Origin of the sequence: Mycetocola miduiensis (assembly GCF_900115155.1) — a bacterium.
In the GTDB taxonomy this organism is placed as follows: domain Bacteria; phylum Actinomycetota; class Actinomycetes; order Actinomycetales; family Microbacteriaceae; genus Mycetocola_A; species Mycetocola_A miduiensis.
In genome coordinates, this window is sequence record NZ_FOVM01000002.1 from 2,550 (window position 1) to 28,156 (window position 25,607).

19 protein-coding genes, 1 tRNA gene and 1 pseudogene are annotated in these 25,607 nt (G+C 66.1%); 10 read left to right on the plus strand and 11 right to left on the minus strand.

Translation table 11 applies throughout. The features are described from left to right. Both BM197_RS03725 and BM197_RS03730 read right to left on the minus strand, forming a co-directional pair. Positions 1 to 1,086, minus strand: a 1,086-nt coding sequence (locus BM197_RS03725) for a zinc metalloprotease (protein ID WP_218151812.1), incomplete at its 3' end; no start/stop codon positions are given. Between the two features lie 104 nt (positions 1,087 to 1,190). Further along, positions 1,191 to 2,573: a DEAD/DEAH box helicase gene (locus tag BM197_RS03730; protein WP_425435686.1), complete on the minus strand. Its 1,383-nt coding sequence runs from the start codon at positions 2,571 to 2,573 to the stop codon at positions 1,191 to 1,193. 149 nt (positions 2,574 to 2,722) lie between these two features. Between BM197_RS03730 and BM197_RS03735 the strand changes: the two genes are divergently transcribed. Then, entirely contained in the window at positions 2,723 to 3,439 is a 717-nt protein-coding gene (locus BM197_RS03735) for a ferritin-like fold-containing protein (RefSeq protein WP_245762367.1), read from the plus strand. On the opposite strand, the gene BM197_RS03740 is transcribed toward BM197_RS03735, so the two are convergent. From BM197_RS03740 to BM197_RS03750, 3 genes are all read right to left on the minus strand, one after another. Continuing rightward, positions 3,440 to 3,658: a hypothetical protein gene (locus tag BM197_RS03740; RefSeq protein ID WP_090708993.1), complete on the minus strand. Its 219-nt coding sequence runs from the start codon at positions 3,656 to 3,658 to the stop codon at positions 3,440 to 3,442. A 66-nt stretch (positions 3,659 to 3,724) separates the two neighbouring features. Beyond that, on the minus strand, positions 3,725 to 4,012 hold the full coding sequence (locus tag BM197_RS03745; RefSeq protein WP_090708995.1) for a hypothetical protein: 288 nt from the start codon (positions 4,010 to 4,012) through the stop codon (positions 3,725 to 3,727). A gap of 9 nt (positions 4,013 to 4,021) precedes the next feature. Then, positions 4,022 to 4,246: a DUF3107 domain-containing protein gene (locus BM197_RS03750; protein WP_090708996.1), complete on the minus strand. Its 225-nt coding sequence runs from the start codon at positions 4,244 to 4,246 to the stop codon at positions 4,022 to 4,024. Between the two features lie 141 nt (positions 4,247 to 4,387). Between BM197_RS03750 and BM197_RS03755 the strand changes: the two genes are divergently transcribed. Both BM197_RS03755 and BM197_RS03760 read left to right on the plus strand, forming a co-directional pair. Beyond that, positions 4,388 to 7,537: an ATP-dependent helicase gene (locus BM197_RS03755; RefSeq protein ID WP_143094979.1), complete on the plus strand. Its 3,150-nt coding sequence runs from the start codon at positions 4,388 to 4,390 to the stop codon at positions 7,535 to 7,537. Continuing rightward, complete coding sequence (locus tag BM197_RS03760; RefSeq protein WP_090709000.1) at positions 7,534 to 10,833, plus strand: ATP-dependent helicase; 3,300 nt, start codon at positions 7,534 to 7,536, stop codon at positions 10,831 to 10,833. The genes BM197_RS03755 and BM197_RS03760 overlap by 4 nt, the downstream gene beginning before the upstream one ends. Here BM197_RS03760 and BM197_RS03765 read toward each other — a convergent pair. Beyond that, entirely contained in the window at positions 10,737 to 12,119 is a 1,383-nt protein-coding gene (locus tag BM197_RS03765; RefSeq protein ID WP_245762368.1) for a phosphotransferase, read from the minus strand. The genes BM197_RS03760 and BM197_RS03765 overlap by 97 nt on opposite strands. Positions 12,120 to 12,266: 147 nt before the next feature. On the opposite strand from BM197_RS03765, the gene nudC reads away from it, so the two are divergent. Further along, positions 12,267 to 13,202 carry an NAD(+) diphosphatase gene (gene nudC / locus BM197_RS03770; RefSeq protein ID WP_245762369.1) on the plus strand — a complete coding sequence of 312 codons (936 nt, stop codon included), beginning with the start codon at positions 12,267 to 12,269 and terminating at the stop codon, positions 13,200 to 13,202. After that, positions 13,199 to 14,941, plus strand: a complete 1,743-nt coding sequence (locus BM197_RS03775; RefSeq protein ID WP_090709003.1) for an ATP-dependent helicase — start codon at positions 13,199 to 13,201, stop codon at positions 14,939 to 14,941. The genes nudC and BM197_RS03775 overlap by 4 nt, the downstream gene beginning before the upstream one ends. On the opposite strand, the pseudogene BM197_RS16535 reads toward BM197_RS03775, so the two are convergent. Both BM197_RS16535 and BM197_RS03785 read right to left on the minus strand, forming a co-directional pair. Continuing rightward, positions 14,877 to 15,647 (minus strand): annotated as a pseudogene (locus tag BM197_RS16535) (TOMM precursor leader peptide-binding protein); the annotation flags it as partial. The gene BM197_RS03775 and the pseudogene BM197_RS16535 sit on opposite strands and share 65 nt — an antisense overlap. Positions 15,648 to 15,982: 335 nt before the next feature. Next, on the minus strand, positions 15,983 to 17,344 hold the full coding sequence (locus BM197_RS03785) for a zinc-dependent metalloprotease (protein WP_425435674.1): 1,362 nt from the start codon (positions 17,342 to 17,344) through the stop codon (positions 15,983 to 15,985). 119 nt (positions 17,345 to 17,463) lie between these two features. Here BM197_RS03785 and BM197_RS03790 point away from each other — a divergent pair, with 119 nt between their 5' ends. The 5 genes from BM197_RS03790 (at position 17,464) to BM197_RS03810 (ending at position 23,180) form a co-directional block, all read left to right on the plus strand. Continuing rightward, entirely contained in the window at positions 17,464 to 18,633 is a 1,170-nt protein-coding gene (locus BM197_RS03790) for a YlbL family protein (protein WP_245762370.1), read from the plus strand. 68 nt (positions 18,634 to 18,701) lie between these two features. Continuing rightward, positions 18,702 to 21,635: a UPF0182 family membrane protein gene (locus BM197_RS03795; protein WP_090709006.1), complete on the plus strand. Its 2,934-nt coding sequence runs from the start codon at positions 18,702 to 18,704 to the stop codon at positions 21,633 to 21,635. Between the two features lie 39 nt (positions 21,636 to 21,674). Next, a complete protein-coding gene (locus BM197_RS03800) occupies positions 21,675 to 22,586 on the plus strand; it encodes a class I SAM-dependent methyltransferase (RefSeq protein ID WP_177216709.1) in 912 nt (303 codons plus the stop codon). Positions 22,587 to 22,693: 107 nt separating this feature from the next. After that, a tRNA-Met gene (locus tag BM197_RS03805) sits at positions 22,694 to 22,770 on the plus strand. A 170-nt stretch (positions 22,771 to 22,940) separates the two neighbouring features. Then, positions 22,941 to 23,180 (plus strand): helix-turn-helix transcriptional regulator, encoded by a 240-nt coding sequence (locus BM197_RS03810; protein WP_090709654.1) that lies wholly within the window; start codon positions 22,941 to 22,943, stop codon positions 23,178 to 23,180. A gap of 172 nt (positions 23,181 to 23,352) precedes the next feature. On the opposite strand, the gene BM197_RS03815 is transcribed toward BM197_RS03810, so the two are convergent. The 3 genes from BM197_RS03815 to BM197_RS16210 form a co-directional block, all read right to left on the minus strand. Further along, positions 23,353 to 24,060: a hypothetical protein gene (locus tag BM197_RS03815; protein WP_177216710.1), complete on the minus strand. Its 708-nt coding sequence runs from the start codon at positions 24,058 to 24,060 to the stop codon at positions 23,353 to 23,355. A 485-nt stretch (positions 24,061 to 24,545) separates the two neighbouring features. Further along, complete coding sequence (locus BM197_RS03820; RefSeq protein ID WP_090709010.1) at positions 24,546 to 24,770, minus strand: hypothetical protein; 225 nt, start codon at positions 24,768 to 24,770, stop codon at positions 24,546 to 24,548. 395 nt (positions 24,771 to 25,165) lie between these two features. Then, complete coding sequence (locus BM197_RS16210; protein WP_177216711.1) at positions 25,166 to 25,339, minus strand: hypothetical protein; 174 nt, start codon at positions 25,337 to 25,339, stop codon at positions 25,166 to 25,168. Positions 25,340 to 25,607: the final 268 nt, after the last annotated feature.

Sequence of the window (25,607 nt, forward strand, 5' to 3'; positions counted from 1 at the left end):
GCCGTTGTTCAATGAGACCCAGACGCCCGCGTCCCCGAACCCGACAATGTCAGCGCTCTGATCGCCGGTCAGGTCGGCGGCGGCGCTACCCACAGGGGACACCGCCGCTGTGGCTTCCGATCCGATCGAGGCGCGGGGACCGTCGAGCGTGGCCTGTCCTCGAACCACCTGCCCGGCGGTGAACATCACCATGCCGGCATCGTCCGTGTAATCCATGTAATTGACGAACATGTCGCCGTCCGGCCCGTTCGAACAGGTCACGTGAGGGAAGGTTGGGATGCCGAAGTTCGGCCCTGCGGCGTTCGGGGTGTCGTCGACCTCGTCCGTGCCGTTGCAGCCTGTCCCGTCGTCTCCCCAGATGTGGAACAGGTTCAGCCAGTGGCCGATCTCATGGGTTGTCGTCCGCCCGAGATGGAACGGTGGCGCCGCGGTTCCTGTGGTGCCGAAGCCGGAGTGGAGAATGACCACTCCGTCGAGGGAAGCGGGGGCCCCGGGGAACGTCGCGTACCCGAGGAGGCCACCACCGAGCTGGCAGACCCAGATGTTCAGGTACCGACCCGCCGGCCAGGGGTCGGCTCCACCCGTCGCTGCCGACTTCACCGGGTTCCCGGATTGGGTGAACGAGGTCACCGTGGTCTGCGTTCGAGTGATTCCGTTGGTGGCATTCCCGGCCGGGTCGACCGTTGCCAGTGCGAATTCGACGCGCATGTCGCCAACCCGTGGCTGCCATACGGACGGCACTTGGCTGACGTCGGGGTTAGTCGCCCGGAAGTCGCGGTTGAGCACGTCGATCTGACTGCGGATTTGTTCGTCCGAGATGTTCTCGCTGTCCTGGCGCCACACCACGTGCACGACGACCGGGATCCTCGTGGTCCCGGGCCGGGCAGTTAAACGCCCGTCCGCGTAATCGCGCGCTGCCGTTTCGATCTGGGCGCGGGCCCTGACGTAGTCTGCGTCGTCATTCAGCAGCTGGCGATGCTCCGTCATGGTTGCGCATGATCGGCGCGGGGGCTGGTCGGTGGTTGCGATGTCGGCCATTTCTTTCTCCTTGAACGTCTCGATACCGACCATCAGTGTGCCGAGCATGCCGTTACTCGAGCGTTACTGACGCAGGAGGCACCGACCAATGCAGAAGGCCCGTACGAACCGGGGTTCGTACGGGCCTTCGACGGAGAAATCTACACGAGGATCTACTCTGGGCGGTTTGTGCGGCGACGCGTTCGACTACGACGACGCGGCGCGCTGTTGCCGTCGTGGTGCTCGCTGCCCTGGCCGTCATGCGTGCCGGCGGCGACAGGGGTGTCTTCGCGCGGGGCATCAGCGGTCGCGGTGCGGGTGCGGGTCCTGCTGCGACCGGAGTCCCGGCGGGCGCCGTCGCGGGGAGGACCGGTCCGCTTCTCCGACGGGGCGCCGGATGCGACGGACGGCTTCAGCCGGCCCTTGGTTCCTTCGGGGATGTCCAGGTCGATGAACAGGTGTGGGCTCGACGAGTACGTCTCCGTCGGCTCCGGCTGGCCGAAGTCGAGGGCCTTGTTGATGAGCGCCCACTTGTGCAGGTCGTCCCAATCGACGAAGGTGACGGCGATACCCGTCTTGCCTGCACGGCCGGTGCGGCCGACGCGGTGCAGGTACGTCTTCTCGTCCTCAGGGATCGTGTGGTTGATCACGTGGGTGACATCGTTGACGTCGATGCCGCGCGCGGCGACATCCGTTGCGATGAGGACGTCCTTCTTGCCTGCCTTGAACGCTGCCATGGCGCGTTCCCGCTGCTCCTGGCCGAGGTCGCCGTGAACGGCGGCGGCGTTGAAGCCGCGGTCGTTGAGTTCCTCGACGAGTTTCGCAGCCGACCGCTTTGTGCGGGTGAAGATCACGGTCTTACCGCGTCCTTCGGCCTGCAGGATGCGGGCGATGACTTCGTCCTTGTCCATGTTGTGTGCACGGTAAACGAGGTGCTTGATGTTCGCCTGCGTGAGGCCCTCGTCGGGGTCGGTTGCCCGGATGTGGATGGGCTTGGACATGAAGCGGCGTGCCAGGGCGACGATCGGGCCGGGCATCGTTGCTGAGAACAGCATGGTGTGCCGGTCCTGTGGGGTTTTCGAGAAGAGCTTCTCGATGTCGGCGAGAAAGCCGAGGTCGAGCATCTTGTCTGCTTCGTCGAGCACCATCTCGCGCACGTTGGAGAGGTCGAGAAGACGCTGGTTGTTAAGGTCGATCAGACGGCCCGGGGTGCCGACGACGACCTGCGCGCCGGCTTTCAGCTGCTCGATCTGTCCTTCGTATGCCTTGCCTCCGTAGATCGAGACGATCTTCGTCGGCCGGTTCCCTGCGGCCAGTTCGATGTCCTCAGTCACCTGCACGCACAGCTCGCGGGTGGGGACGACGACGAGGGCGACGACGCCCGGTGCCGGGTCCTTGCCAATGCGCTGGAGGAGGGGAAGACCGAAACCGAACGTCTTGCCGGTTCCCGTCTTCGCCTGGCCGATGATGTCCTGGCCGTCAAGGGCGAGGGGGATGGTCTGTTCCTGAATGGGGAAGGGCTCGAGGATACCCTTTGCTGCGAGAGCGTCTGCCATGTCCTGGTCGACGCCGAGATCCGTAAAATTCACTTGTAGGTTGCCTGTCAATGCATATAAGCGGTCTACGCCTGCATCTTTCTGAGGCGTAGTATCCCGATCCGATGCCGGGAACATAGCCCAGTCTACCGAACATCTACACTGGAGCCGTGGTTTCATGGTTTAGTGCGTCCCGGTCCCGAGCGCCGTTGCCGCGCCTCCGCCCACGATCGAGTGCGATCCAGGCCACCAAAGTGGACTTCGCCGAACTCGCCCCGGACACGTCAAGCTACCTCGGCCAGGTGGCATATCTGCAGCTCTGCTTCTTCCAGTCGATCTCGAACATCAGCGCAAGCTCGAAGGATCTCGAGGCCACCCAGACGCTCTCTGCAGCGGCGGGCTTCGCTCTTGCCAAACACCAGGGCCTCGTCGCCGAGATTCACCGTCGCGGCGAAGACCCGACCGACGTGATGGCGCCGTTCGTGCCGGGCATCGACCGGTTTCTCGAGCTCACGCGCGGTGCATCCGTCAACGAAAGCCTGCTGACGCTTTACATCACGCAGGGCTTCCTCGATGACTTCTTCATCCGGCTCTCCGACGGCCTGCCGGCCGAGATCGGGGCGCGATACGCGAGCCTTCTCGGGGCCGACTCCGGCTCAGCGGGAATTGTCCGGCTGCTGACGGATGCCATTGCAGTCGATCCTAAACGCGCCCACTTCTTCGCGATGTGCGGCAGGCGACTCGTCGGTGACACGCTGTTGCTCGCGCAGTCGGCGCTGAACCTCGAGGGCCACAGCAAATCAGACGAGGCCCGGATCGAGCCGGTCTTCACCGAACTGATCGCAACGCACACCCGCCGGATGGACGCCCTCGGCCTTACGGCCTGATCAGGTCGTCGACCGAAGCGATACGCACAACGGCTCCGGCCCTGGCAGCGAGTTCCTCGTCGAGGGGTCGAGACGCCCAGCGGCGACGGATTCGTGCAGGGCCGACAGCGTCTGCGAACGAATAAGCGTCGGGGCGAGGAGCTTGTGGGATGCCGCGACCGCGACGTCGGCGCTCACCACGTGGAGAAGCGCACCAGCGTCCAGGACGAACCGGGTCATGGCACCTCCCTGGGAGTTGCCATCACCCTGGACGGTCGGCAACGGTCAGACCAGAGGTGGGCCGGTTCAGCCGCCGAGGGCGATGAGGCGACGCTCGTCGGACGCCTTGCGGCGCCGACCGAGGTACAGGTCGACGACAGCGGCAACGACGGCGGCGATCACCAGGGTCACTGCCCAGATCCATCCACCGTCCCAAGCCCAGCCGAGCCAGGTCAGGGCGACCCAGACGATCGCGGCGACCACCCCGCCAACGGCGGGGATGAGCGCAATGCCGTGGGTGCCCCGCCACGGCAGGGCGTAGTGCACGGCGACACCGGCGGCGGCGCCGAACAGGATGATGAAAAGGAGTTCCACGAGGGATCCTTAGCCGACGAAGCCGATGCGGCGGGCCTCTTCGGTTCCGATCTCGACGTAGGCAAGCCCAGCAGTCGGGACGATGTAGAGCCGGCCCTTGTCGTCGGTGAGGGTGAAGTAGGTCTTCTCAGAGCCCAGTGCGTCTGAGATCGTTTTTTCGATCTCAGCTGCGGTCTGAACGGACTCGAAGCTGAGCTCGCGCCCGCTGTTGGTAATGCCGATACGGATCTCCACGAAGAAGCACCTTTCCCTTGCGTTACCAGCAACATTACGGCAGTTGCCGTGCACACCTCGACCGCGCAGCCTCGCCGAGAGCGAACAACCGCCCCGGCGTGCGTCCCGGCGGTGTCGGTGGTGGCCGGTAACTTTGCTGTCGTGGCAATCCGGGGTTTCAACAGTTCGACGCGCAGGTCCGCGACATCCGCGTTGCTGGTTCCGGATGCTTCGCAGCAGGCGGTCCTGGATCTCGCCGACGGCACCAGCGCGGCGGTCGCAGGGGCGCCTGGCACCGGCAAGACCTCGACCGTGGCCGAGCTCGTCGCCGACCGCATCCTCGCGCGCGGTTACGACCCTGCCGAACTGCTTGTGCTGGCGCCGAACCGTCGCGCGGCCGCTGCTCTCAGGGACCAGCTCGCGTTACGGGTCGGTGTCCCAACCACGGGCCCGCTGGCGCGAACCCTCAGCTCCGTGGCTTTCCAGATTGTCGGGGCGCGGGCATCGCTCGAAGGCCGGGAGCCACCGCGGCTGCTGACCGGGGCCGAACAGGACACCGTCATCGCCGAACTGCTCGCTTACCATGAGGCCGACGGCACCGGTCCGGACTGGCCCGAACCGCTTGTCGCCGACGTGCGACGGCTCAAGGGCTTCCGCACCGAATTACGAGAACTCATGATGCGAACGGTCGAGGCCGGCCTGCGCCCCGAGTCGCTGGCGAAGCTCGGTCGCGAACGTGGGCGCCCTGAATGGGTCGCGGCCGCCCGGTTCCTCGCCGAATATGAACGGGTTGTCGACAGTTTCGGCGCCGACTACCTCGACTCGGCCGAAATCGTGGCCCAGGCGACCGCTGAACTGAACAGGGGCTTCGGGCTCGACGGGCTCCGGCTCGTGATTGTGGACGACTTTCAGGAGCAGGGGCCGTCGGCGATCGGGCTGCTCCGTGCGCTCGCCCGCCGCGGTGTCGCCGTCGTCGCATTCGGTGATCCCGATGTCGCCTCGAGCACGTTCCGCGGCTCGGACCCGGCAGCCCTGGCCGGCCTCGGCTCCGCCCTCGGCGTGGAGGTGAAGCGGCTCAGCCTCACGACGTCCTACCGGCACGGCGAGGGCATCCGGTCGCTCGTCCGCCAGGTCACCGAGCGAGTCGGAACGACTGGAGCGATCACGCACCGCTCGGCCGTCGCCGCTGAGCGCGACGATTTTCCTCTCGACAACGCCCCGCCGATCGTGCGGATCGAGGCGTCATCGACGGCCGAGGAGCACCAGCAGATCGCACGGGTCCTGCGTGAACATCACCTGTTCGGTGACATCCCGTGGTCTCGGCTTGCCGTGATCGTGCGTTCGGGGGCCACCATCCCCGTCCTGGCGCGCGCGCTCGCCCTTGCCGAGGTTCCCACAACGACCCCGGCCGGCGGGCGTACCATCCGCGCGGAGTTCGCGTCGGCCCAGCTCCTTTCGGCGGTCGCGTTCGTTCTCGGCCGCGCTGAGGCCACAACAGAACTCGTCACCTCCCTTCTGACCGGGCCGCTCTGCGGCCTCGACGGCATCTCGCTGCGCCGGGTGCGCCGGGCGCTCCGCCACGAGGAGCTTGCCGGCGACGGTACCCGTTCCGGTGACGAACTCCTTCTCGACGCTCTCGAGCAGCCAGGGAGATTCGCAACCATCGACTCCGCCGCCGCCCGTGCCGCCGGCCGGTTCGCCAGCACCCTGGCCCAGGCGCGCGCAGCAGCTGAGGCGGGTTCGAGCATCGAAGAGCTGCTCTGGCTGTTCTGGGAGCGAAGCGGTCTCGCCGTGACCTGGTCCGCCCAGGCCCTCAGCTCCGGCCTCGCCGCCGACGAAGCCAACCGCAACCTCGACAGTGTGATGGCGTTGTTCACCGCGGCGAAGCGATTCGTCGAACGGCACCCGGCGGCACCAGCGGGGCGTTTCGTCGACGAGATCCTCGCCTCAGAGGTGCCCGAAGACTCCCTGACGCCGCAGTCAGCCGCCGGGGCTGTCTTCATCGGCACCCCGAGCGCTGTCGTTGGCAGCGAGTTCGACGTGGTGATCGTCGCGGGGCTTCAGGACGGAGCCTGGCCGAACCCGCAATTGCGTGGTTCGCTGCTCTACCCCCACGAGCTCAGCCAGCTCTCCGCCGGGTTGCCCGTCGCCGATCTCGACGCGCGGGCCGAAGTCCTGTCTGATGAGCTGCGGATGTTCGCGCTTGCGGTCTCGCGGGCCCGCAGGCAGGTCGTCCTCACCGCCACCGTCAACGACGACGAACAACCGTCGGCCTTTCTCAGGTTCCCGGCGATCCGCGCGGTCGAACCTCTGCAAGGAGCCGACGCGCAGCACCCGCTGTCACTGCGCGGACTGGTCGGCGCGCTCCGTCGCCGGCTCGTCGCCACGTCAGACCCACATGCTGCGTCTGCGCTGGCGCGACTGGCAGCCGAAGGTGTCCCCGGCGCCGACCCTGAGGACTGGTACGGCCTGCTCGACCCGTCGACGACGGCGCCGCTCGTCGATCTCAGCAAACCGGACGCTCTCGTGTCGGTGTCACCGTCGAAACTCGAAACCTTCGAGAAGTCAGGCCTTGCCTGGTTCATCGACACCATGGCTGCTGCGCCGTCCGGGCTCGCCGCCGGAATCGGAACCGTCGTGCACGCGGCCATGGAGCAGGCGGGCCGCATCCCGGCATCCGAACTCACCGACGACGACGTCAGTGTCGAGCGGCTCTGGAAGCACATCGACGAACATTGGTCAGAGCTCTATTTCGAGGCACCGTGGCTTGCCGAACGCCAGCACAGGCTCACCTCACGGCTCGTCGAGGGCCTGTCCGAGTACCTCACCGATTTCCGCCACGCGGGGAGCGAGACGATCAGCGCCGAAGGGAAGTTTTCGGTGACGCTCGGGCAGGTGAGACTGTCGGGCACCATCGACCGGGTCGAGCGGCTTCCTGGGGGCGAAATCGTCATTGTCGACCTGAAGACCGGCAAGAACGCTCCTCCGAAAGCACAGGTCGACGAAAACCCGCAGCTCGGCGGCTACCAGCTGGCTCTTGCAGCCGGGGCGATCGGGGGAACCACTCCGGAGGATCCCTCCGGAGGGGCGACGCTGCTCTACGTCTCGGGCGGAGCACGGGGCAAGGGCTACAAGGTACTCACCCAGCAGCCGATGTCCGACGAGGAACGGAACGCGTTCACCGAGCGGGTGGTGACAGCCGGGCACGGCATGGCTGCCGCCGAATTCACCGCAAACCCGAACCTCGACGAACGAGACCCGAAAGCAGACCCCATGTACCGCATCCACCTCGTCGCCGCGGTGAGCGCATGACCGCCCACCCGACGACCGCGATGTCGGCGCGGCAGATCGCGGCGAAGCTGGGTCTGCCCGAACCCACTGACGAGCAAGTGGCGGTGATCGAGGCCGATCTCGCGCCCGCGCTGGTGGTTGCCGGTGCAGGCAGCGGTAAGACCGAGACGATGGCGAACCGGATCGTCTGGCTCCTCGCCAACGGCAAGGTGCGGGTTCCCGAGATTCTCGGCCTCACGTTCACGCGCAAGGCAGCCGGGGAGCTTGCGGAACGGGTGGGGCGGCGCATCGGCCAGCTACAGGACATCCAGCAGGCCGAGAACCCCGACACCGTCATCGACGTGCTCGAGGCGCCGACGATCGCCACATACAATTCCTTCGCCAGCGGGCTGTTCCGTGAGTATGCGCGCCTCATCGGGCGTGAACCAGACGCCACCGTGATCACAGAGGCCTCCGCCTGGCGCCTCGCCCGGCAGATCATCGTCGACAGCGCCGACGATCGGCTGGTCGGCATCGACAAGAGCGTCGACCAGGTCACGGCGGCGGTTTTGTCGCTCAGCCACGCGCTCAGCGACAACGACGCGGCCAGCAGCACCGACGACATCCGTTCGTTCGCGACGCGGTTCCTCACCCTGGGCGACCTTCCGATCCACGACGGTTCGTCACGCAAGAAGGTGCCGTTCGCCTCGGTGACCGCGGCGGTCGCCGACATCGACTCCCTTGCTCTGCTCGTCGACCTCGCTGAGCGTTTCGCCGCCGAAAAGCAGCGGCTTGGCTTCGTCGAATTCAGCGACCAGGTCGCGCTGGCACTCGAGATCTGCCGCCGGGTGCCCCGGGTGGTCGACGAATACCGGTCACGCTTCGGGGTCGTCATCCTCGATGAATACCAGGACACCTCGGTCGTGCAGACCGACCTGCTCGCCCGGCTCTTCTCCGGCCACCCGGTGATGGCGGTCGGTGACCCGAACCAGTCGATCTACGGATGGCGCGGGGCGAGCGCCGCCAACCTCGCGCGGTTCTCGGCTGACTTCACCGCGGCCGATTCCTCCGGCGCCGGCGCCGCAGACACGTATGCCCTGTCGACGAGCTGGCGGAACTCGGGCCTGGTCCTCGACGCGGCGAACGCGATCGTCGGTCCGCTCCCGGCGACCCCGCACGTGCCCGTCCGACGGCTGGCCCGTTCGCCGTTCGCCGGCCAGGGGAACATCTCGGTGTTCTTCGCCGAGACCGTCGTGGAAGAGGCGGATGCCGTGGCCCGCTGGCTCGCCGGGGAACTCGCGCGTCCGTCGGCGAAGAACGAGCAGCGCACCGCAGCGATGCTCTGCCGCTCGCTCAAGAAGGTCGACGTGTTCACCGAGGCCCTTCGCCGCAACAACGTCCCTTTCCACATCCTCGGGGTTGCCGGCCTCCTCCAGCAGCCGGTCGTTGTGGACCTCGTCGCGGCTCTCCGTGTGCTCCATGACCCGACGGCGGGCTCTGAACTTGTCCGGCTGCTCACCGGCGCTCGCTGGCGGATCGGCCCGCGTGACATCAAAGCGCTGAGCGGACTGGCGCGGTGGCTCGCCGACCGTGACCTGTCCCAGCGGCTGATCGCCGAGGACGTTCGGGAGAAGATCGCTGCGTCCGCGGCGAACGACGACGGCAAGTCGATCGTCGACGCCATCGACTTCCTCCAGACGGCGCCCGCCAATCACTCGGCGCTCCATGAATTCAGTGCTGAGGGCATCCGCCGGATGCGACTCGTCGCGCGCCAACTGGCAGCACTGCGCCGCCGGTCAGGGCTCGACCTGTACGACCTGGTGAACCTCGTCGTCCAGGAGCTGCAGCTCGACATCGAGGTCGCGGCGAACGAGCAGAACCCGCTCGGCCAGCCCAGCCTCGACGCCTTCTCCGAGCAGATCGCGTCGTACCTCGCCGTCGCCGAAGGGGGAACCCTCGGTCCGTTCCTGTCCTGGCTGGCCGAGGCCGAGCGGCGGGAGAACCTGAGCCCGCGCGGAGAGGATCCGGAACCCGGAACCGTTCAGATTCTGACCATCCACGGATCGAAGGGTCTGGAATGGGACAGCGTGGCAGTACCACGGATGGTCGCAAACGAGTTGCCGGGCACCCTCCGCAGCAAGCGCGGCTGGACAGCCTTCGGTGAGCTGCCGTACGAGTTCCGTGGCGACCGCGACGAACTGCCGACCCTTGCCTGGCGCGGCGCCGAGACGCAGGCGGACTTCGACGCCGCCTACGCGACATTCGGTGAGGGTCTCGAGGCTCGGAATGCGGCCGAGCAGCGCCGGCTGGCATACGTCGCCGTGACGCGGGCGAAGGACGCCCTCCTGGCCAGCGGTTCGTTCTGGGCGACGCAGTCGAAACCACGGGGGCCAGGGCAGTTCCTGCAGGAGATCGTCGCCGCCGTCGGGTCGAGTTGCGACGGGCTGCCCGACCAGTCCCAGTTTGAAGAGAACCCGCTCGCCGGCACGCAGAACGAGATTTCGTGGCCGCTCGACCCGCTCGGGCCTCGCCGGGCACCGGTGGTGGCCGCCGCGGAGGCGGTACGGTCCGCCGACCCAACCCTGCCGACGATCTGGTCGAACGACATCGCACTGCTTCTCGCCGAACGCGAGGCACGACTCTCGGCCGACGAGTACGTCGACCTTCCCGACCGGGTACCGGCATCCCGATTCAAGGATTACGTGACGGATGCGGCCGGCCTCGCGACCCGGATGCGCCGCCCGCTTCCCGAACGCCCGTACCGGCAGACCCGCCTCGGAACGTTGTTCCACAGCTGGGTGGAATCACGCGCCGGTATTGCCGGAGGTCAGGAATCGCTCGATTCGAGCTTGCTCGAGCAAGACCTCGACGACGCCCCCGGCACGCTGTTGCCTCTCGAGAAACGCGAGCTCGACGAACTTGCCGTCCTCCAGAGCACCTTCGAGGCATCCGAATGGGCGGAACTGCGCCCGGTCGAGGTGGAACGGGAGATCAACTTCGTCCTGCGCGGCCAGATCATCATCTGCAAGCTCGACGCCGTGTACGAACGTGACGGCCGCTACCAGATCGTCGACTGGAAGACCGGCAAAGCGCCTACCTCAGCCGCCGAGCTGGAGGAGAGGCAGTACCAGCTCGCCCTGTATCGTCTCGCCTTCGCCCAGTGGAAGAACGTGCCGGCCGAGAACATCGACGCGGTGTTCTACTACGTCAGCGAGAACCGGGTGATCCGGCCGAGTACCCTCTACTCGGCTGAGGAGCTTGGGCGCCGCTGGGTCAGGGGAGTGATCTCGCCGGACTCCGCAGCTTCAAGCGCCGAGAAGTCAAGTTCTGCGGTGTAACCGGCGTCGCCGCGGTCGCCCTTCGCTGCGATGATGTCAGATAGTGAGCTGTTTGACGCAGCGCTGCCTGATGTCGCCCCGTCTGCCGTCGCCCTGTCTGATGAGACGGTCTCGATCGGGCCCGTCTCGACAGCATCCGGGTCGAAAGCGTCCTGGTTCGACGCGCCCGGCGTGGAATCCCGCGACGCGCCGGTCGAAGCGGCAGGATGCTCATCCGCCAGACGTTCAGCATCGTGGCCGAACACCGCTTCGAGCTCCGAACGGTCGTAGCTGTCGGTTTCCATACCGATCCCCGACGAACCGGACGCGGCGGTCGACGGCGGCGTGCGGCTGAGCATGTCTTCGACATCGGATACGGCCATGATCGGTCCGGTCTGCGGCGACAACGGGTTCATCAGGTCACCGAGGACATGGTCCACCAGCCCGTCGAGCAGGCCGACGGCGTCGTCGACGATACCCTGGTCGCGGGAGTCGATGCCGTGAAGCAGCCAGCGGGCGAGTTCCAGTTCTGCGTGCAGCATCGACCGCTGAACGAGGAGACGGTCCTGGTGCCTCGTCGACGAGGAGCGGTATGCGGCCAGGATGCTCTCGGCTGCCTCACCGGCGCCGCTGAGCCAGTGCAGGTCCCGTGCAGGGTCGCCCACACGCAGGGAGTTCCAGCCCAGAACCCCGGTAACGATCGATCCGACGCTGTGATCGGTGAGAACGAACGATTCCGCGCCGAGCGAGCCGTGGATGACGGTCGGCTGGAACTGCCAGAGCGCGTCGTCGCCGGCGGCATCCGTCCACCGTTTACGCACCGCGGTCGGAAGAAGCCGGGTCGACGCGGCACGTTCGATGATGCTGCGGGCTTCGTTGCGGCAATCCGCGGCGGTGAGATGGGGGAGTCCCACCTCGGCGACGAATGAACCGGGAAGAGCATGGATAGCGGCGATCGCCGCGCCGATGGACGTCGCGACGCCATCGCCGGCGGGAATGCCTGACGCCTCGACGGTATAGCCGGGCAGATAGTTGTAAACGACCACCCGGGTTCCGCGCGTGGACCCCTGCCCGACCACGCTGGGTACCTCGAAGGGCAGACGGCTGCGGATACCGGCGGTCATCGCCTGCAATGCGATGAGTTCGACGGACTGCTCACTGGCGGCACGCTCGTTCGCTGGCACCCGGACCACGAGCTCGCGGTCGTCGCCGGTTCGCAGAAGCGCAGAGTCGAAATCGCCGGTCGTGCCGTGCCCGAACGGGCCTGCACCAAGGACCTGCAGGTCCGCGACGGCTGATGTAGCCAACGCGGCTAGAGTTAGATGCGATCTGGACATGGCATCTAGGTTAGGTCGCCCGGCCCCGTGGCGGCCATTCGCCACGCCTTTCAGGTGGGAGTGCTTTTTTTGTTCGACCTTGGTGCGCTTTCGGATCTTCCACTCGCTCGCAGTGCCGTGAACCGTGACGCAGACGTACGTGTTCGACAGGAACTGTTCGCGGAACTCGCGGGCGAGCCGGACTGCCGGGTCCTCGCGCTGTGGAACGGTAAAACACTGATGTCGGGCGATGCGCTGGCTCTTTTCCCGGCGGACGCTGCTGCTTCTGCCGAACTGCTGTTCTATCTCGGCAGAACAACCGAACCAGGCTCCAACGCGGCAGTCAATGCGCCGGTTCTCGCGGCCGTGCTGTCGGATGACGAAGCAGCGGCGATCGAGCCGGACCCTGACCGCTGGGTTTCCCTCCGCGAGTCCGGGGACTCTCTGGGCGACGCAGACTCCGCCCTGATGACGGCCGCTGTCGCCCTGGCGAACTGGCACGCCTCTTCGCCGCATTGTCCGCGCTGCGGAGCCACCACCGAGCCTGAACTCGCCGGCTGGGCCCGGCGCTGCCCTGCCTGCCAGAACCAGATCTTCCCCCGAACGGACCCTGCCGTCATCGTGCTCGTCCTCGATGGCGACGACCGCCTTCTGCTGGGGTCGAACGTCCTCTGGCCTGAGGGCCGCTACTCGCTGCTCGCCGGCTTCGTCGAGGCGGGGGAGTCGCTGGAACATGCGGTCTGTCGTGAGATCGCCGAAGAAGCCGGGGTGAAAGTCGAGGACCCCCGCTATCTCGGATCCCAGCCATGGCCGTTCCCGCGTTCGATGATGCTGGGTTTTTCGGCCCAGGTCGCGGCCGGGAGGAACCCGGACGACCTCCAGCCCGACGGCGAAGAAATCGTCGACCTCCGGTGGTTCAGTCGTGAGCAGCTCCGCAAGGAGGCCGGCACCCTGCTCCTGCCCGGCCAGACCTCGATCGCCCGGCATCTGATCGATGCGTGGCTCGTCGCAGACGGCGGTGGAGACCTCGACGAATCAGCTCGAGCCGCTGCATCCGCGATCGCCCCGGCATGAACGTCGCCGAACCAACAGACCTCCTCGCTGGACTCGACGACGACCAGCGCGTCGCCGCTGAAGCCCTGCGCGGACCCGTCTGCGTGCTCGCTGGTGCGGGTACCGGCAAAACCAGGGCCATCACCCACCGGATCGCGCATGGCGTCGCCAGCGGAACGTATGCAGCGAACCGGGTGATGGCGTTGACGTTCACCAACCGTGCCGCTGCCGAGCTCCGCGGCCGGCTCCGCACCCTCGGGGCCGGCGGGGTCGCCGCACGCACCTTTCACGCCGCCGCCCTCAGCCAACTCAATTACTTCTGGCCGCATACCGTCGGCGGAATCATGCCCGCGCTCATCCCGAGCAAGGGAAAGATGCTCGGACACGCGGCTGAACGACTTCGCCTGAAACTGGACACGGCAACCCTCCGCGACATCGCCGCTGAAGTCGAGTGGCGCAAGGTGTCCGGCCTGAGCATCGAGCAGTATGCAGCAGCGAACCGGCCGGCGCCGCAGAATCTCACGGCCGACCAGGTGGCGGCGATGCAGCAGGCGTACGAGGATCTCAAGGACGAGCGCCGGCAGCTCGACTTCGAGGATGTTCTCCTCGCCTGCGCGGGGATGATCCAGACCGAACCAGCAGTCGCCATGCAGGTGCACGAGCAATACCGCTTCTTCGTCGTTGACGAATACCAGGACGTGTCGCCGCTGCAGCAACAGCTTCTCGAACTGTGGATCGGCGGCAGAAACGACGTCTGCGTCGTCGGTGACGCCAGCCAGACCATTTATTCGTTCGCCGGGGCGCGCAGCGACTTTCTCCTGGACTTCCCCGCGCGGTACCCGGATGCCACCGTCGTGCGTCTCGAACAGAACTACCGGTCGACGCCCCAGATCGTCGACACCGCCAACAGGCTGATGCGCGGACGCCCAGGGGCGCTGAGCCTCCACGCCAGCCGCAGCGCCGACAGTCACCGGCAACCCGACATCCGGTCGTATTCGAACGACATGGCTGAGGCGAGGGCGATCGCCCAGTCGGTGCTCGAGCAGATCGCAGAGGGCACGAAACCCGAACACATCGCCATCCTGTACCGGGTGAACGTGCAGTCCGCCGCTCTTGAAACGGCGCTCGGAGACGCGGGCGTCCCCTACCTGCTGCGGGGCAGCAAACGATTCTTCGACCTGCCCGAGGTGAGGCAGGCGATTATGGCGCTGCGCGGAGCATCCGTGTCCATCACCGGCGAACCGCTGTTCAAATCGGTCAGCGATGTGCTGCGCTCGCTCGGCTGGACCCAGGTCGCGCCTGAGGCGGCAGGCGCGGTGCGAGACAAGTGGGAGTCGCTCAACGCGATCATGGGTCTCGTCGACCAGGCGGCGCCGGGCACGACGTTCCGCCAGTTCACCGACGAGCTGCTTGAGCGGCAGGCCGGTCATCACGAACCGACGGTGTCGGCGGTTACCCTCGCCACCCTGCACTCCGCCAAGGGACTCGAATGGGATGCCGTCTACCTTCTCGGTCTCAGCGAGGGGCTCGTGCCGATCAGCTACGCGAAGAGCTTCGAGCAGGTCGACGAGGAACGGCGGCTTCTGTATGTGGGCATCACCAGGGCCAGGTCGAAGCTGTTCATGTCGTGGGCGGAGCAGTCGGGGCGCTCGCCGCAGCCGCGTGAGCGGTCGCGCTTCCTGACAGAGATCGGCATCCGCAATCCGGGTGCGGCCGGTGTGCGGTCAGGCTCCCAGACACTCGGAACCCGTCGATCCTGAGCGACGCCGACATGAGGTCGTTCGAGCCGGTGCCCAGCCGAGCCGTCACGATCCGGGCCACCCGCGCCGTCACTTCGCTGATGAGCGGTTCCTCCTCCGCGAGCGAGTGCTGACCCAGGAGCTGCGACGCCATCACCGGCCATGCGGGATCCGCATCCGTGCGTTCGCGGGCCAGGCAGTGCAGGCACGGGCCGGCGCCGGGTTCGACGAGCGGGCCGATCTGTACGCCCACGTCGGTGTAGACCACCGCGAGGTGCGGGATGTCGAGGCTGAGCCAGCGCACGTAGCGCCGCGGGTCGACGACATGCGTCGCGACCAGCACGGCGAGGTCCGGTGGGCCGTTCGTAGCTGTCGTCTCGGGATACTCGGAGGCACGCAGTAGCGCACGAATGCCGTCGGCGGTTCTCCCGTCGCCGTCGACGATCCAGCGGGGTCTTCTGTCGTGCTGCTCGGGGGTGAGGAGCGCGGGGGCGATGTCGGCGAGGAATCGATCCACGTCTGAGGGCCTGGCGCCCAGCCGTGCGGCCAGCACGTCGAGTTGGTCCCGGCTGGTGCCCGCCATGACCGCGCCGAGCAGGTGCTCAAGGGCCGGTGTGACGCTGTCGAGGCGCGCGAGCGGATGCTCGGCGCCGATCTGCAGGGACGTCGGAGTCCGCCAGACGATCGGGTATCGGGGATCGAGTCGGAGAATCATGCGGGAGATCATGCCCCATGCACCGGCGGGGCGTGCGGGTTATCCACAGTGCTGGCGTCGGTGGATGCCGCGGGTCGGGCTCGTCGATCGGTCCCGAAGGGTTGCTCAGGAGATCGAGTGGTCCCAAAGGGTCGCCGGCACCAAAACGGACGACCCTTTGGGCCCGATCGAGGCGTGCGACCGAACTCGCTGCGCGGGTTCGTCGATTGGTCCCGAAGGGGTTGCTCCGGCTGGCCGGGGGTCCCGAAGGGTTGCTCAGGAGATCGAGTGGTCCCGAAGGGTCGCCCGCACCAAAACGAACGACCCTTTGGGCCCATTCGGCAGTCCGCTAGCGGCAGCCGCCGACCTCAGACAGCAGGCGGGTTTTCGCCCTTCGCCTGGCCCTCTTCGCCCCGGAGCAGATCCTGCAGCGCCGTGTCGAAGTCGTCTGGCTCGGGAACCTCGCCACGGTCGAGAGCCTCGAGCCGTGCGATCAGCGCAGCGGGATCATCGATGTCTTCACCGGTGGGGAGCACATCGGGGTGCGCCCACAGGGCGTCGCGCCCGTCGTCCCCTACAGCGTCCGTGATCTGCTGCCACATCGCCGCGGCCTCACGGAGCCGGCGCGGGCGCAGTTCGAGCCCGACCAGGGTCGAGAACGCCGACTCGGCGGGTCCACCGGTAGCACGCCGGCGGCGAACCATCTCGGCGATCGCATTAGCCTTGGGCAGCCGGGACGTGGCACGTGCCGTGACCACATCGACCCAGCCCTCGACGAGGGCGAGGGTGGTTTCGAGCCGGGTGAGCGTACCGAGCTGCGCGTCGGTCTTCGGCGGAATCAGCGAGCCATCGACCATCGCTTTGCGTAGTTCCTCGGGGTCTGACGGGTCGAAGCCTTCGGCAAGAGTCTCGAGCCGGTCGGTGTCGATGCGGATTCCACGGGCGAACTCCGTGATCGACGAGATGAGGTGCAGACGCAGCCAGCGCGCGTGCCGGAACAGCCTCGCGTGGGCGATCTCGCGCACCGCCAGGTACAACCGAACCTGGTCGTCCGGGATGTCGAGACCCTCGCCGAACGCCGCCACGTTCTGCGGCAGGATCGCGGCCTGGTTGTCATCGAGGAGCGGGATGCCGATGTCGCCTCCCGAGACGACCTCGGTGGACAACTGCCCGACGACCTGGCCGAGCTGCATCGCGAACAGAGCACCGCCGATGCTGCGGAGCAGAGCACCTGCGTTCTCGACCATGCCCTGGAATTCTTCAGGCGCCTGATCACGGAGCACACCGGTGAGGGCATCCGCGATGCTCGTCGCCACCGGCTCAGCGAGCTGAGTCCAGACGGGCATGGTCGCCCGCGCCCACTCGGCACGGGTGAGGAGGCGCGGCACGTTCGTCAATTCGCTGATCGCCGTCACATCGTCGAGCCAGAGGGCGGCGACAGAAAAGGCCTGGTCGAGAGCCGTGCGCTGCTCGGTGGTCGCGGGAACCGCGTCGTTCGTCGCCAGGGTAACGGCCTGGTCGGTGGCGGCCTGCCAGTTGATCTTGCCATCGCCTCCGCCCTGCATTGCGTTGCGGAGCTGGCTGATCATGGCGTTGACCGAGGCGGCGTCGCCGGGGAGACCAGCGGCGCCGGCGAGCTGGCTGGGATCGATGCCGGCATTCCCTGCCAGGAATTGCCGCAGCATGTCGCGGAATTCGTCCTCGGGGTTCTTGTCGGATTCGTCGGGCACAGAGGCCACCTTTCAGACAGCATTCGGTTGCGGGATCTACGCTAGTCGTTGATCCCTTGAGATTCGCGTGGCTGCCCGTGGCAGGTGTCCGCCCGCCGCGAACACCCACGAAAGGCACGATGAGTCTCTTCAACGAACACCCGCCCGAAATCGGAGCACCGGCGCTGTATTCAGAGGCGGAGATCGCGGCAATGGAGTCCACGCGCCGTCGCCGAAACCGTGGCTGGCTGGCGCTCGCCGTGAGCTTCGTGCTTCTCCTCGGGCTCGCGCTCTGGCCTACCTCGTACGTGATCCAGCAGCCGGGACCGGTCTTCGACACCCTCGGCTCGGTCACGATCAAAGACAAGGATGTCCCGCTCGTCACGGTTGACGGTGCCGAAACCTATGAAACCGGGGGAGCGCTCGACATGCTCACGGTCCAGGCGCTCGGCAACCGCGAACAACGCCCGAGCTGGTTCGAGGTGGCGCTGGCCTGGTTCTCGCCAAGCAAGGCAATCGTTCCCGTGGACGCGGTGTTCCCCGCTGGTGTTTCCACGGAGGAGCGCGAAGCAGAGAACGCAGCGCTGATGATCGATTCACAGCAGGATGCCATCGCCGCCGCCCTGTCAGAACTCGGCTACGAGTTCCCCGCCCAGCTCGCCGTCGGCCATATCGCCGAGGGAGCACCGGCGGACGGCAAGCTCAAGGTCGACGACGAGATCCTCGCTGTGAACGACGTCCCCGTCTCCGATCTGGCCTCCCTCCGCAGCGCGATCGCCGAGAACGGCACCGAGTCTCCCGCCGTTTTCGATGTCACCCGCGGGGGAGTGCCGACCACCGTGTCGATCACCCCGGTCCCGGCCACATCGGCCGACGGCGAAAAGACCAGCATCATCGGGGTCGCAACGAAAGTTCTCTACGACTTCCCGGTTGACGTCACGATCCAGCTCGACAACGTCGGCGGACCGAGCGCCGGCATGATGTTCGCCCTCGGGATCATCGACAAGATGACCCCGGGCGAGCTCAACGGCGGGGAGAAAGTCGCAGGAACCGGCACGATCGACGCCGAAGGAGTCGTCGGACCGATCGGCGGCATCCGGCAGAAGCTCTATGGGGCGGTCGACGCCGGTGCGGACTACTTCCTCGCTCCTGAGGCGAACTGCAACGAGGTCGTCGGACACGTGCCGGACGGCATCCGCGTCCTCAGCGTCGCGACACTCGACGATTCGCTCGCGGCGCTCGAGGCAGTCGCGTCATCGGATCGAATTGACGACCTTCCCACATGTGAGTTGCAGGAGGTCGCAGGCTAGCTCCCAGCCAGCGCAGGTGCAATCCCAATAGACTTGGCACAGCATCCCAAAACTGACAGAGGCCTCACGTGACTTCCGCTCCATCAGCATCAGCATCAGCCCGCCCAGCACCGAACCGCAGCAGAGCTCCGCTCGCCATCACAGCAGCCGTTGTGGGCGTGCTCGTTGTTGTCTTCTTCATCTTCGCCGGGTTGTACTCGGATTTCCTCTGGTTCGACCAGCTGGGCTTCGCCACCGTGCTGGCGACCCAATGGGTCGCCTCGGCCGTCATGTTCACTATCGGCTTCCTCGGGATGGCTGTCCCGGTCTGGGCCAGCATCATGCTCGCCTACCGCCTTCGCCCGGTCTACGCGAAACTGAGCAGCCAGCTCGACCGGTATCAGGAGCTCGTTGAGCCGCTGCGTCGTCTCGCCACCTACGGCATCCCGGTCGTTCTCGGACTCTTCGCCGGGTTCGCTGCCGCGACCCGGTGGGAAGTCGTTCTGCTGTGGCTGAACCGCACCCCCGTCGGCGACATCGACCCGCAGTTCGGCCTCGATGTCTCGTTCTACCTCTTCGAGCTTCCGTTCTACCGTGGGCTCGTCGGCTTCGCTTCGGCCGTCATTCTCCTCGCCACGCTCCTGACGATCGCCGTCAGCTACCTGTACGGTTCGATCCGCGTCACCGGGCGTGAGCTGCGCATCTCGAAGGCAGCCCGCATCCAGATCGCCATCCTCGCCGCGCTGTACATCGGGCTGCAGGCTGTGTCGATCTGGCTCGACCAGTACGTGACGCTGAACCAGACCGGTGACCTGATCACCGGTGTCAACTACACCGACGACAACGCCACGATCCCTGGCCGGGTCATCCTCGCGGGCATCGCCGCGCTCGTCGCCGTGCTGTTCCTCGTCACCGCGTTCATCGGCCGCTGGCGCCTGCCTGTCGTCGGAACGGCCCTCCTGCTCGTCGCGGGCCTCCTGGTGGGAACCGCATACCCGTGGGTGGTGCAGCGCTTCCAGGTCGACCCGAACGCAAAAACGCTCGAGACGCCGTACATCCAGCGGAACATCGACCTCACCCGTGACGCGTACGACGTCGCGGACCTCGAGGAGATCCCGTACAACGCCACGACGGATGCCACCGCGGGTGCGCTTCGCGAGGACGCCGAGACGACGGCATCCATCCGGATCATCGACCCGGCTCTCGTTAGCCCGTCGATCTCGCAGCTCGAACGGTTCAAGAACTACTACGCGTTCTCGCCCAACCTCGACGTCGACCGGTACCAGGTCGACGGCGAAAGCCAGGATGCCGTCGTGGCGCTCCGCGAGCTCCGTCAGGACCCCGACGACACCTGGGTGAACAACACGTTCGTCTACACCCACGGTTACGGGCTCGTTGCCGCATACGGCAACCAGCGCTCGGTCGACGGCCAGCCCGTCTTCCTCGAGTCCGGCATCCCGACATCCGGTGCCCTCGGCGAGTTCGAGCCGCGCATCTACTTCGGTGAGGCATCGCCCGAGTACTCGATTGTCGGCGCACCGAAGGGCAACAAGGCGGTCGAGCTTGACTTCCCGTCCGGCGAGGATGGCGCGTCCGAGACCTACAACACCTTCGAAGGCGACGCAGGACCCAAGCTCGACTCGGTGCTGAATAAGCTCGTCTACGCGCTGAAGTTCCAGTCGGAGCAGATCTTCCTCTCCGACGACGTAACCAGCGAGTCGCAGATCATGTACGACCGTGACCCTGCCACGCGTGTGAAGAAGGTTGCGCCGTACCTGACCCTCGACTCCGACCCGTACCCGAGCGTCGTCGACGGCCGAGTGGTCTGGATCGTCGATGGGTACACCACGTCGGATTCGTACCCGTACTCGCGCACCGTCGGCCTCTCCACGGCGATCGCCGACTCTGCGACCAATGACCAGCGGTTCGCGCTCGACGACATCAACTACATCCGCAATTCGGTCAAGGCCACGGTTGACGCCTACGACGGATCGGTGACCCTGTACGCCTGGGATACCGAAGACGCCATTCTCAAGACGTGGCAGAAGATCTACCCGTCGACGCTCCAGCCGATGTCGGAGATGAGCGGCGAGCTCATGAGCCACGTCCGCTACCCGTCGGACCTGTTCAAGGTGCAGCGTCAGATCCTCGGCCAGTACCACGTGACGGATGCCGGCAAGTTCTACTCCAGGACCGACGCCTGGTCGACCCCTGCAGACCCGCAGTCCGAGGCCGCGGAGGCCGCCCTGCAGCCGCCGTACTACCTGACCCTGCAGATGCCCGGCCAGGATGAACCGACCTTCTCGCTGTATTCGACGTTCGTTCCGCGTGGAACGGGTGACAGCGCATCCAGCGTCCTCACCGGGTACCTTGCGGTGGACGCGGATGCCGGTGCCGAAGCGGGTAAACCAGGTGAGGGTTACGGCAAGCTCAGGTTGCTGACGCTGCCGAAGGATGTGACTGTCCCCGGTCCCGGCCAGGTGCAGAACGCGTTCAACACCGACCCTGAAGTCTCTTCGCTCATCAACCTGCTCAAGCAGGGGCAGTCGAAGGTGCTCAACGGAAACCTGCTGACTCTCCCGGTTGGTGGCGGACTGCTCTACGTGCAGCCGGTCTACGTCCAGTCGACCGGTGAGACGAGCTACCCGCTGCTGCAGAAGGTGCTTGTGGCGTTCGGTGACCAAATTGCGTTCGAGGACACCCTGGACCAGGCTCTCGATTCGCTCTTCGGCGGAGACTCCGGTGCCGATGCCGGTGACGGCAACACGCCGGAAACCAGCACGCCGACTCCTGGTACTCCGACGGAGCCGACCGAACCGGGTGCTGAGCCGACAACACCGACCGAGCCGGCCACCGGTGACCCGGTGACCGACCAGGCGCTGCGCGATGTGCTGGCCGAGGCGAAGACCGCGATGGACGACAAGGCCGCCGCTCTGGCTGACGGCGACTGGGCTGCGTACGGCGAGGCCGATGCACGGCTGAGTGACGCACTCGGTCGCGCGCTCACCCTGCTCAACCGCTGACCGGACCCAACCGCTGACCGACACGGTAGCGTGGGGCGCGTGACAGATATTCCGTCAAGTGCCCCACGCAGTGTCGATCTTCGTTCGGGGGAGTGGCTCGACGCCAACCGGGCGCACTGGGACGAACGAGTGCCCATTCATGTGTCGAGCACGTTCTACGACCAGGAGCCGTTACGTGCCGGAGCCGGACGGCTTCCGACAGTCGACGAGGCAGAACTGTTCCGCCTGTTCCCCGGCGCCGACGGACGGTTCGACCTGTCCGGCAAGCGCGTGCTGCACTTGCAGTGCCATTTTGGAACCGACTCCCTGACGCTCGCGCAACGCGGAGCATCCGTCGTCGGTCTCGACTTTTCGATGCCGGCGGTCAGGGAGGCTCGCAAGCTCGCCGAGGAACTCGGGCTCAGCGACCAGTCCCGATTCGTCGCATCGAACCTCTACGATGCGAGACACGCTCTACCAGAGCCGGACTCGTTCGACGTCATCTTCACCACCTGGGGAACGATCTGCTGGCTGCCGGACATCGCGGAGTGGGCTCGCATCATCGAATGGTTCCTCAAACCGGGCGGCGTTCTGTACTTCGCCGACAGCCACCCGGCCGCGCAGGTGTTCGATACGGATCCCGAACGGCCGGATGCCTTGCCCGTGTTTCGCTTTCCGTATGCCCAGGAGGCGCCGGACGTCTACGATGAGGCTTCCGACTACGCCGACGAGAGCGCAGTGCTCGAGAACACCCGCGGGTGGGAATGGGCGCACCCGCTGTCACAGACTGTGGGTGCGCTGCTCGATGCGGGGCTTCGGCTTGACCGGCTGGCCGAGCACGACGACGTTCCGTGGCGCATGTACCCGCACCTGGTTCCCGTCGGAAACGGCATGTTCGGCTGGCCGGAGGAGAAGTGGCTGCCGCTTTCGGTGAGTCTCGTGGCATCGAAACCGGTGGCCGCGCAGTCCTGAGAGCTGGTTCAGGTGCCGACGGGATCGTCGAAATGCACTGCGCGCGCCGCATCGGTGGCAGTCGATTCGCGTCGTTCCAATTCCCATGATAGAGTTTCTTCTTGTGCCGCGGGGTGGAGCAGTTCGGTAGCTCGCTGGGCTCATAACCCAGAGGTCGTAGGTTCAAATCCTGCCCCCGCAACCAACAAGTCCCGGTCAGATCCAATTTCTCGGTCCCTACTCAGGGAATGAAAAATGACTAACTCGGCGCAAATCCGGCGCAGCGTTACGCTGCGCCGGATTTTTCTGTATCTGCAGCGCGTGCGGCTCGGAGCCTTTCGGGATCGTCCGGGATCTCTTGTGTACCTGACTGGCATGAGTGAGACATCGAACGCCTACCCCAGCCTGGAACCGGTCCTCACGACCAGTGAACTCGCTGCGCACCTCCGCGTCCCGGTCCAGACTATTCTCGACCTCCGGCACGCCCACCGAGGCCCCCGCGGCTTCCGAGTCGGACGCGAGATGCGCTACCGCCTCTCCGAGGTTCAGGCCTGGGTCGAGGCCATGGAGGCACACGACCACGCGGCATACGTCGTCGAAGGCGTCGTCCGATGAGCGGCCGGAGCCTGTTGGAAGTTGGAACCCACGGGGATATCACCACAACCCGCACGCGCAACAGAACCGTTCGGGCTGAAGCCCGCTATCGCGACGGCGACGGAATCGTCCGTAAGGTGACGGGGACCGCGGCGTCCATCAAGCAGCCTAAGCAGGACCTGCGGCTCAAACTTCAGCGCCGTAACGCCGCGACCGGATTTTGGGCGACTATGTCGCCGGAGAGCACCGTCGCCGACCTCGCCGAGGCGTGGATCGAGGACGTTCGGTCGAGTCGCTCGGTCATGTGGACCAGCATGTCTCGTTGCTGGTCTTCCTGAACTGCCGTGGCGAGTCCCGCGAGCTCCGGGTTCTGCTTGAGTGCTTGACGGAACTGGCGGGCGTTGAACCGCCACATTTGCCCGGCGATCTCTTTGACGTCGGCGTCGTCCATCCCGAGAGCGAGGCCAGCGTCCCGGACGGCCCCGCGGCCGCGGTGGGCGTTGGTCATCGACAGCAGTGTCACGCGTTCGGACCCGAACTCCTTGAACAGCATCCGGTAGATGTCGTGCCGTTTCCCGCTTTCAACATCGATGTCTATGTCGGGCAGGTTGACCCGTTCGGGGGAGAGAAACCGTTCCCAGATCAGGCCGTTGCTGATCGGTTCAACCGGGGAAGTGTGCAGGACGTAGTTGAGGACCCTGCCGACCCCGGACCCGCGCGCCTGGATCCGGACGCCTTGATTCCGGATCAGGTCGCAGGCGTGTGCGACGGTGAGGAAGTACCCGACCATCCCGAGCTGCTCGACGATCATCCGTGCGACCTGGCGCATCGCCTGGCCGGGGTTCAACCAGGCCTGCCCGTTGGTTTGCAGATCTTCCAGGTCGGCCAGTGGAGTGAGCATTCGGGCAGCGTCAGCAATATCGGCGGTCAGCGCTTCGTCCGGTGTGCCGTACCACCTCGAGGGCCACGGAGCCGGCGGGCATCGCGCGGGTCCATGAAGTGAGACGTTGCCGCGCTTCTGGTCCATCACGCCGTTCAATCGCCTGGCCGACGTCGGATGCCGGGCCGAGGAGCACGGTGAGGGATTTCATTCCGGCGAGGAACGCAAGTCGCTCCCTGGACACGGATGGCTTCTTTCGGCCAGCCCATTCTGATGAGCGGCGGACACCAGTCGACAGAGCGCGGCGTACCCGCGGCCGTTGGTGCGCCCGTGCGCGAGCACGACAACTTTTCCGAGCGGCCGGTGCTGCTCGGCAGGCATCTCTGGCATCGTGACGCCGAAGTGCATCGAGTACGCAGAATGAACGTGCAGATGCGGGAAGCTCATCCCCAGTCGAGGGCGAGCACCCAGGTGCCGTCGGCGTCGCGCCGAAGGTCGTACCTGTGCTATTCCACGCCTCCAGCGGCCAGGCCCGCCTTGACGGCGGCGACCCGCCACAGTTCAGTGTCGATTCGCTTGGGGGCTGAACCCTGCTCCCACCACCTGGTGCGAGTGAAGATGGCCTGGGGTTGGCCGATGATAGTGTGCTCGAACCGGTCGAGGATGAACGCAGCCGGGTCGCCGGCTGGGCTGAGATTGACCGTGACTGGCTTGTCAATGATCGTCGGCATGAGCACTTCTTCCCCGAAAATTCGTAGATATGTTCGATAGTTGAAGTGTACTCTGGACCGCCGACAAACACGATCCACGAAGGGGAGACGTTTGGCGGCGGGTAGAAACATCGAATGGCTGTCGCACATGAGGTACCTGAGCGCGACTTCTCTGCGGGCAGGGCAAACGCGAATCTCACGTCCGGTGCGTCCGGCGCGTCCGGCGCAGTTGCGGTATGGCGGGGGGAGGGTCCGGGTAAGGTCGGCTTTACGCCACCTCTAACAGGCCGCCGACGAACTTTGCGGGACGACTCGACGAACGCGTTCTAGTGCTCTGGGTACTCATCCCCGAACCAGAGTCTCAAGAACCCGCCGCAGAACCGGCCGCTCGGCGCTGTGCAATTCGACTGGAGAATTCAACGCTCCATCCGATCCATTGCGCGCCCATGAACGCCAGCAGCATTACGGGCGTGCGCACCGATCAGCGCGGCGACAGCAAGGCGGGTGACGGTCAGCCGGGTAGGTTCGTCGTCCACCTCGGCGGTAGCCGCCACTGCCAGTTCATCAATGTTCTTCGGCAGGTTGTTCATCCGCGGCTCACCTTCTCGCGTGTCGTTGGGTCTCAAACTTAGCGGCCTGCGCGGTCCCCACGAGTCTGCGTGGTCTACTGTTTCCCGAGACCAGGGAGTCCGCCGGACACGGTCCAGATGCTTCGTTTGGCTTTGCTGCCCTTCGGTTTCTTCGGCGTTGCGCCGCCTCGGCACCACCGGTTCGTTTCCGGATTCCCATGAGCCGCCAACCGGTCAGGCTGCCCGGTGACCTTCCGGATTGAGGGCGCGCGATGCGGAATGCACGAAG